4 protein-coding genes are annotated in these 6,079 nt (G+C 71.7%); 3 read left to right on the forward strand and 1 reads right to left on the reverse strand.

The features are described from left to right. On the reverse strand, positions 1 to 995 hold a 995-nt coding region (locus VGR37_01540; protein ID HEV2146079.1), incomplete at its 3' end, for a PAS domain S-box protein. 480 nt (positions 996 to 1,475) lie between these two features. On the opposite strand from VGR37_01540, the gene VGR37_01545 reads away from it, so the two are divergent. The 3 genes from VGR37_01545 (at position 1,476) to VGR37_01555 (ending at position 6,027) form a co-directional block, all read left to right on the forward strand. After that, entirely contained in the window at positions 1,476 to 1,904 is a 429-nt protein-coding gene (locus VGR37_01545) for a response regulator (protein HEV2146080.1), read from the forward strand. Between the two features lie 32 nt (positions 1,905 to 1,936). After that, a complete protein-coding gene (locus VGR37_01550; protein ID HEV2146081.1) occupies positions 1,937 to 2,182 on the forward strand; it encodes a DNA-binding response regulator in 246 nt (81 codons plus the stop codon). A gap of 191 nt (positions 2,183 to 2,373) precedes the next feature. Beyond that, positions 2,374 to 6,027 (forward strand): hypothetical protein, encoded by a 3,654-nt coding sequence (locus tag VGR37_01555; GenBank protein HEV2146082.1) that lies wholly within the window; start codon positions 2,374 to 2,376, stop codon positions 6,025 to 6,027. Positions 6,028 to 6,079: the final 52 nt, after the last annotated feature.

The raw sequence follows: 6,079 nt of genomic DNA on the forward strand, positions 1-6,079 counted from the left end.
GCGGTGCGCACCGCCGGCCTGGTGCCGTCCGCCGCGGGGCGGCCCTCCGGCCCGGGGTCCATCAGGGCGGCCAGCGGGACGCCCAGCAGCTCCTCCGGCCGGTACCCCAGCACCCGGTGCACTGAGGGAGAGAGGTACCGGAAGCGGGAGGCGGCGTCCAGCGCATAGAAGAACACGCCCTCCACGTCCTCCACCAGTCCGCGGAAGAACGCCTCGCGGCCGCGAAGCTCCTCCCCGGCCGCGCGCTCCCCGCCCACCTCGCGCGCCACGGCCCACACCCCCATCATCTCGCCCCCCGAGGGGCGGGGAATGCAGGTGAGGCAGAGCTCGACCCTCTCCCCGTCCCGCAGGGCCGCGGCCTCCAGCCGCTGCGTCTCGCCGCGGGAGGCGTTCCGGACGGCGTCCTGCACGCGCCTGCGGTCCTCGGGGATCACCAGGGCGAGGAAGGAGGTGCCGGGGAGCTCCTCGGGGGAGCGGCCGGACAGCGCCTGCCAGGCGAGGTTCGCGTGGACGAAGCGGGCCTCCGCGTCGAAGGCGGCGACCGGGTCCGGGTGGAGCCAGAAGAGCGAGTCGTACGCGAGCACCCGCGCCTCCGGCGCCGGATCCCCGCCGTCCCCGTCCGTGGCGGGGAGATCGCGGAGCACGGCCACGAAGCCCAGGAGGTCGCCCCGCTCGCCGCGGATGGCGCTGATCCGCCCCGCCGCGCGGAAGGTGCTCCCGTCCTTGCGGACCCACTCGCGGTCCAGCTCCAGGCGCCCCATGCGCGCGGCGAGCCGGAGCACCTTTTCGTAGTCGTCCGCCGCTTCGCTCTCCCCCGCCAGCGCGCCCACGTGCCTCCCCACCACCTCGTCCGCGGCGTAGCCGGTGATCCGCTCCGCCGCGCGGTTCCAGCGCGTGACGTAGCCGGCGTGGTCCACCGTGAAGACGGCCTGGTCGTCCACGCTCTGGACGATCGCGGCGATGAACGGGTCGTGCGCGTGCAGGACAAATGTCATCGGGAGCTTTCCTGGCTCGCGCTCCGGGCTAAGCGCCGCAGGGCCGGACGCGGAGGCGCGCCCGGCCCACGGCCCCGCGCGTCCGGGGCCGCCGACTCCGAACCGGCCGTTTCTGCACGTTTCGGGCGCCGGATCCGCCCCCTCCGCGGACCCCGGACCGCAGAGGGTCCGGAGCACGGAAGCGCTAACGCCACAGCGCGTTACGGGTCCGGACGCGCCCTCGCGGACAGCCGGGCCGGGGGGCCGCGTGATGCGCGCGGGCCACAGGTGCGGCGGTTCTGTTCCCACTCTCCGCCGCCCCGCAGGCGTCGCGCGCCCGGAAGCCGCGCGGACGCCGGGGCTCGCTGCGCCGCCGCCTGGCCGATACCTTGCTACATAGCCCGAAGCTGTGTCCGCGGGGGGCAGGCGTCGTCCGCGCCCCCGGCGGGAGCTCCTCCGACGCCCTTTGCCGCACCGCGCCCGCGCTCCGCCCCCAGAGAAATGTCCCGACACACCCCGGAATCCCCCGCGCCGTCCCCACCCGCCGGCCCGCGGCGCGTGCTGCTGGCCGACGACGAGCGCCTCCTCCACTCCGTCCTGCAGGACGTGCTGGAGGTCAACGGCTTCGCGGTCCTGCACGCCCTGGACGGCCGGCAGGCGGTCCAGCTGGCGCAGGAGGAGAAGCCCGACGTGATCCTGATGGACCTGATGATGCCGGTGATGGACGGCATGGAGGCCCTGGAGCACCTCCGCGAGGACGAGGACACCCGCGGCATCCCGGTGGTCGCCATCACCGCCGACGTGCTGGGGCGGAGCCGCGAGGACATGCTGGGCCACGGCTTCGACGGCTACATCCCCAAGCCGTTCACCGCGGGGCAGCTCCTGGGCGAGATCGCCCGCCACCTGGCCCGCGACGGCGGGAGGCGGTAGCCTGCCGCGCGCCCGTGTGGGGAGATCTCAACGTGGAGCCCGACATGGAGGTGGTCGGCGAGGTCGCCACGGGCGAGGAGGCGCTGGAGCGCGAGCGCGAGGTGCTGCAGCTCACGGCGGAGGGGTACGGCTCCGGCGAGATCGGGAAGAAGCTCTTCCTGTCGCCCAAGACGGTGGACACCTACCGCTCCCGGCTGATGCAGAAGCTGGGGCTCACCCACCGCGCCGAGCTGGTGCGCTTCGCCCTGGAGACGGGGGTGCTGAAGGCGAAGGCGTAGTCCGTACGGCGAGACTTCGGTCTGGAGCGAGGCGGGGGTGCCGGCGGCGGCGCCCCCGCCTTTGCGTTTGCGGGGGCGCGGAGGGCCGCGGGTAAACAAAAGTATTGACGCTGCGGAACACGCGGGCTAGCATGGAGGTGCGCGCTCCTTCCCCGCCTTGGCGCGACCCTACCTGTCTCCCCGCGCACTCCATGTCCCAGCAGACGGATTCCAGCGACGTTCCCACTATCGAGCGGCTGGTAGAAGCCGAGCTCGGCGAGAGGGGCATCCGCGACGGCGGCCGCAACTGGCTGGTGCACCCGCCGAAGGACCTGTTCGGCCTCGCGCTCTCCGGAGGCGGGATCCGCAGCGCCACCTTCAACCTGGGGCTGTTGCAGGGCCTGAGCCGACTGAAGCTCCTGGAGTCGTTCGACTACGTCTCCACGGTGTCCGGGGGCGGCTACCTGGGCGGGTTCTGGACCCGCTGGCGCGACGTGACGGGGAACGCGAAGGAATTCCCTTCCGGGGACGTGCCTCCGGACTGCCCCGAGCCGCAGGAGGTGCGGAACCTCCGGGAGTTCAGCAACTTCCTCACGCCCCGGATCGGGGTGTTCAGCTTTGATACCGGTCGGATGCTGGTGACGGCCGTCTCCTCCATGATTCCATCGCTCGCCACCGTGCTCGGCATGCTTGCGGCGGGCATGCTGGTCTGGGCCCTCCTGACCTGGGCGCTCATCTCGCCGGCGGGATTCGCCGACGTGCCGCGGGGCACCCTCCCCGCCGCGGGAGCCACCCTGCTGATCCTCGCCCCCCTCGTGCTGCTGGCCTCGTTGCGGGCCGGCCCCGCGGTGACCGGCTGGGCATACGCCGTCGCGGCGCTCCTTCTGTTCGCGGAGGCGGCGCTCGACGCAGCTTCATCCGGCCCGGTGCGCCTGTCCACGCTCCTTCTCGTGAGCATCACGGCGGTCACGCTGCTGGGGTTCGAGATGGCCTGGAGGCGGCGGCGGGAGGATGGGCCCATCTGGCAGTTCGCGCTGGCGACGCTCGTCTGCCTGGTGGTGGTCGGCGCGGCGTGGGAAGCGTTCGTGGCGCGGTGGGACGGGCCGGGGCTCAGTCCATACCATCCCGAGCTGAAGCTCCCCTGGGTCTCGCTGCGGGAGGAGAAGGTGTGGAAGCTCGCCTACCTTCTCACGCCGGTCGTAGCGTGGGGAGCGGGGATCCTCTCTTTCGTCCTGCTGCGGACCGTCGGCTCGCGTTGGATGACGTCCGTGTCATCGCGGAGCATCCGCGCCGCCTTCGACCGCGTGCACGCGCGGCTGCTCTTCCTGGTCGCGGCCTGGGTGGTGCTGACGGTGATCTGGAGCGCGGGCGTCTTCATGCACAGCTGGATCGCGGATGGATCCGAGGTGCTGAAGACCTCCGGTGTTGGCGCGGTGGTAGCGGCGCTCACCGGGATCTCCTCGTGGATTCAGAAGAAGCTCGGGCTGGAGCCGAGCCGCCCGAGCGGGGGCGGCTTCATCGCCCGGCTGAAGCCGCTGCTCCCGCAGATCCTGTCGTACACCGCCATCGCGCTGATGCTGGCGGGCGTGGCCGCTCTCTGCGTGGAGCTCGCCGGCCCCGGGGGACCGTTCCGCGACGGGTGGGGTCCGGCAGTGCTCGTGGCGCTCGCCGCCGGACTCGCCGGGGTCGGGCTGGTGGTGTTCGATCCCAACGAGGTGGGGATCCACGGCTTCTACCGTGCCCGCCTGGCCCGGGCGTACTGCGGTGCGTCGAACGCGGATGCGAGGCGGAAGACGGAAGAGCACGTGGGGGACGACGTGCGGCTGAACGAGCTGAAGGACGCCGCGAAGAAGCCTTTCCACCTGATCTGCTGCGCCGCCAACGACCTCGGCTCGGACGGGATCGCGAACCTGTACCGGGGCGCGCGCAGCGCCGTGCTCTCGCCGGTGGGCTTCTCCGTGGGCGACGAGTGGGCCCCCTGGGGAGGATGCCGGCGCGTGCCGACGCTTTCCGCCGCAATGACCGCCGCCGGGGCTGCGTTCAACTCGCTGATGGGCTGGCGCTCCGTGGAGTACGGTCCGGGCGTGACCTTCCTCATGGCCGCGTTCAACCTCCGCCTGGGGCTCTGGGCCGAGCATCCGCGCAGGCTCAGGCTCGCGGAGGCCGCGCTCCGGCGCGCCAGCCGAGAGCCCACGCACGAGTCGCCCGCCCGCGCCGCCTGGAGGTGGATCCGCCGCAACACCGCCCATCGGCGCCTGTTCATCGGCCTTCCCTACTACAAGGAGCTGTTCAGCCTGGCGCCCGCCGACGGGAGCGACGTCCACCTCTCCGACGGCGGCCACTTCGAGAACCTGGCAATCTACGAGCTCATCCGCCGCCACTGCCGGGTGATCGTCGCCTCCGACTGCGGCCAGGACGGGGACGCCGCCTTCGACGACATGGGCAACCTGGTCCGCAAGGTACGCCAGGACTTCGGGGTGGACGTCCGGATCGACCTGTCGCCGCTCAAGCCCGGCCCCGACGGGCGGGCACGGCAGCACATGGTGGCCGGCGACATCCATTACCCGGACGGCGACACCGGGGTGCTGCTCTTCTTCAAGCCGGCGCTGGTAGGCTCTGAGCCGGCCGACGTGGCGCAGTACCGGACCCGCAATCCGGCCTTCCCGCACCAGCCCACCGGCGACCAGTTCTACGACCAGGCGCAGTGGGAATCGTATCGCCGCCTGGGAGAGCACGCGGCGCTCACCGCGTTCCGCCGTCTGACCCGCGGGGAGAGCGAGCCCGACCCGGTCGAGGTGTTCGCCCGCGCCCGGCGCGAGTGGCTGAGCGCGCCGGAGGGGGCGGCGGAGCGCCTGGTGCGCTTCGCCGACGAGGTGACGTCACTGGACGAGATGCTCCGGGGGCCGGGGTGCGACACGCTGCTGCGGGAAGTCTATCCCGAGTGGAAGTCGCTGGAGCCGAGGTTGCAGGCGCAGATCCCGGTTCCCGTGCTCTACCCCGCTCAGCCCGGCGCCACCGATGACGACCCGGTCGCGACGCTGCACGTGATCCGAAAGGCCCTGGGCTTCCTCTTCGAGGTCTACGAGCGGGAGGACCTGGCTCGGAACTCTTCACATCCGCTCTACCTGGGTGTGATGAACTACTTCGCGCGCTGGGCCACGGCTCCCCTCGTCCAGTTCTGGTGGCCGGTGCTGAGGGCGCTGTATCCCCAGCCCTTCGCCCGTTTCCTCCAGGCGGAGTTCGGCCTGGGGCGCAAGATCGGCCGGATCCCGCTGAGCAAGGTGCAGTGGGGTGGCGATGGGCTCGCGAGAAATGCATGGGAGCGGATCTACCGCCGCGGTCCGGAAGCGGTCGCCCCTGACGTGGTGAGCTACCAGATCCGGCTGCGGTATGAGAAGAGGCGCTTCAAGGTGCAGGCGGCGCTCGTCGCCGCCACCCTCGTCCCGGAGCCCGGGGGGGGCACATCGTCCGTGCTCCTCTGGGACGCCCGGAACTTCTTCGTGCCGCCGGGTCTCTGGGGCATCGGCATCGGGCAGGACTTCCTGAGCAGGCTGACCGCCTGGAGGACGGAGGGCGTGAGCCGGATCGTGGTCTGCATCAAGGCGAACCCGGCGGCCGGATCCTCGGAGAAGAAGACGACCGCCGACCAGATGCAGATGTACCGTTCGGCAGGCTTCAAGGAGGCGAACTACGACAGCGCGACGCAAGACCTCGTGCTGGGATCGTGGCGGTGGAACGTTCCCGACCAGTCAGTCCCCCCCCAGCCCGACGAATACCAGTGGGTCGTCTACGACCTGGGCCTGGCTGCCGCGGATCCCTCTCTGCCCGCCGAGGGCACCACGGCGAACATACCCGTCCCCGTCTGACATAAACATGGAAGTAAACAGAGCGGGGACCGGCCGATGGGCGGCCGGTCCC

The sequence above is a fragment of the Longimicrobiaceae bacterium genome, assembly GCA_035936415.1.
In the GTDB taxonomy this organism is placed as follows: domain Bacteria; phylum Gemmatimonadota; class Gemmatimonadetes; order Longimicrobiales; family Longimicrobiaceae; genus JAFAYN01.

Coding starts and splice junctions, on each gene's coding strand:
- VGR37_01555 (HEV2146082.1), top strand. CDS start 2,374: ATGTCCCAGCAGACGGATTCCAGCGACGTTCCCACTATCGAGCGGCTG.
- VGR37_01545 (HEV2146080.1), top strand. CDS start 1,476: ATGTCCCGACACACCCCGGAATCCCCCGCGCCGTCCCCACCCGCCGGC.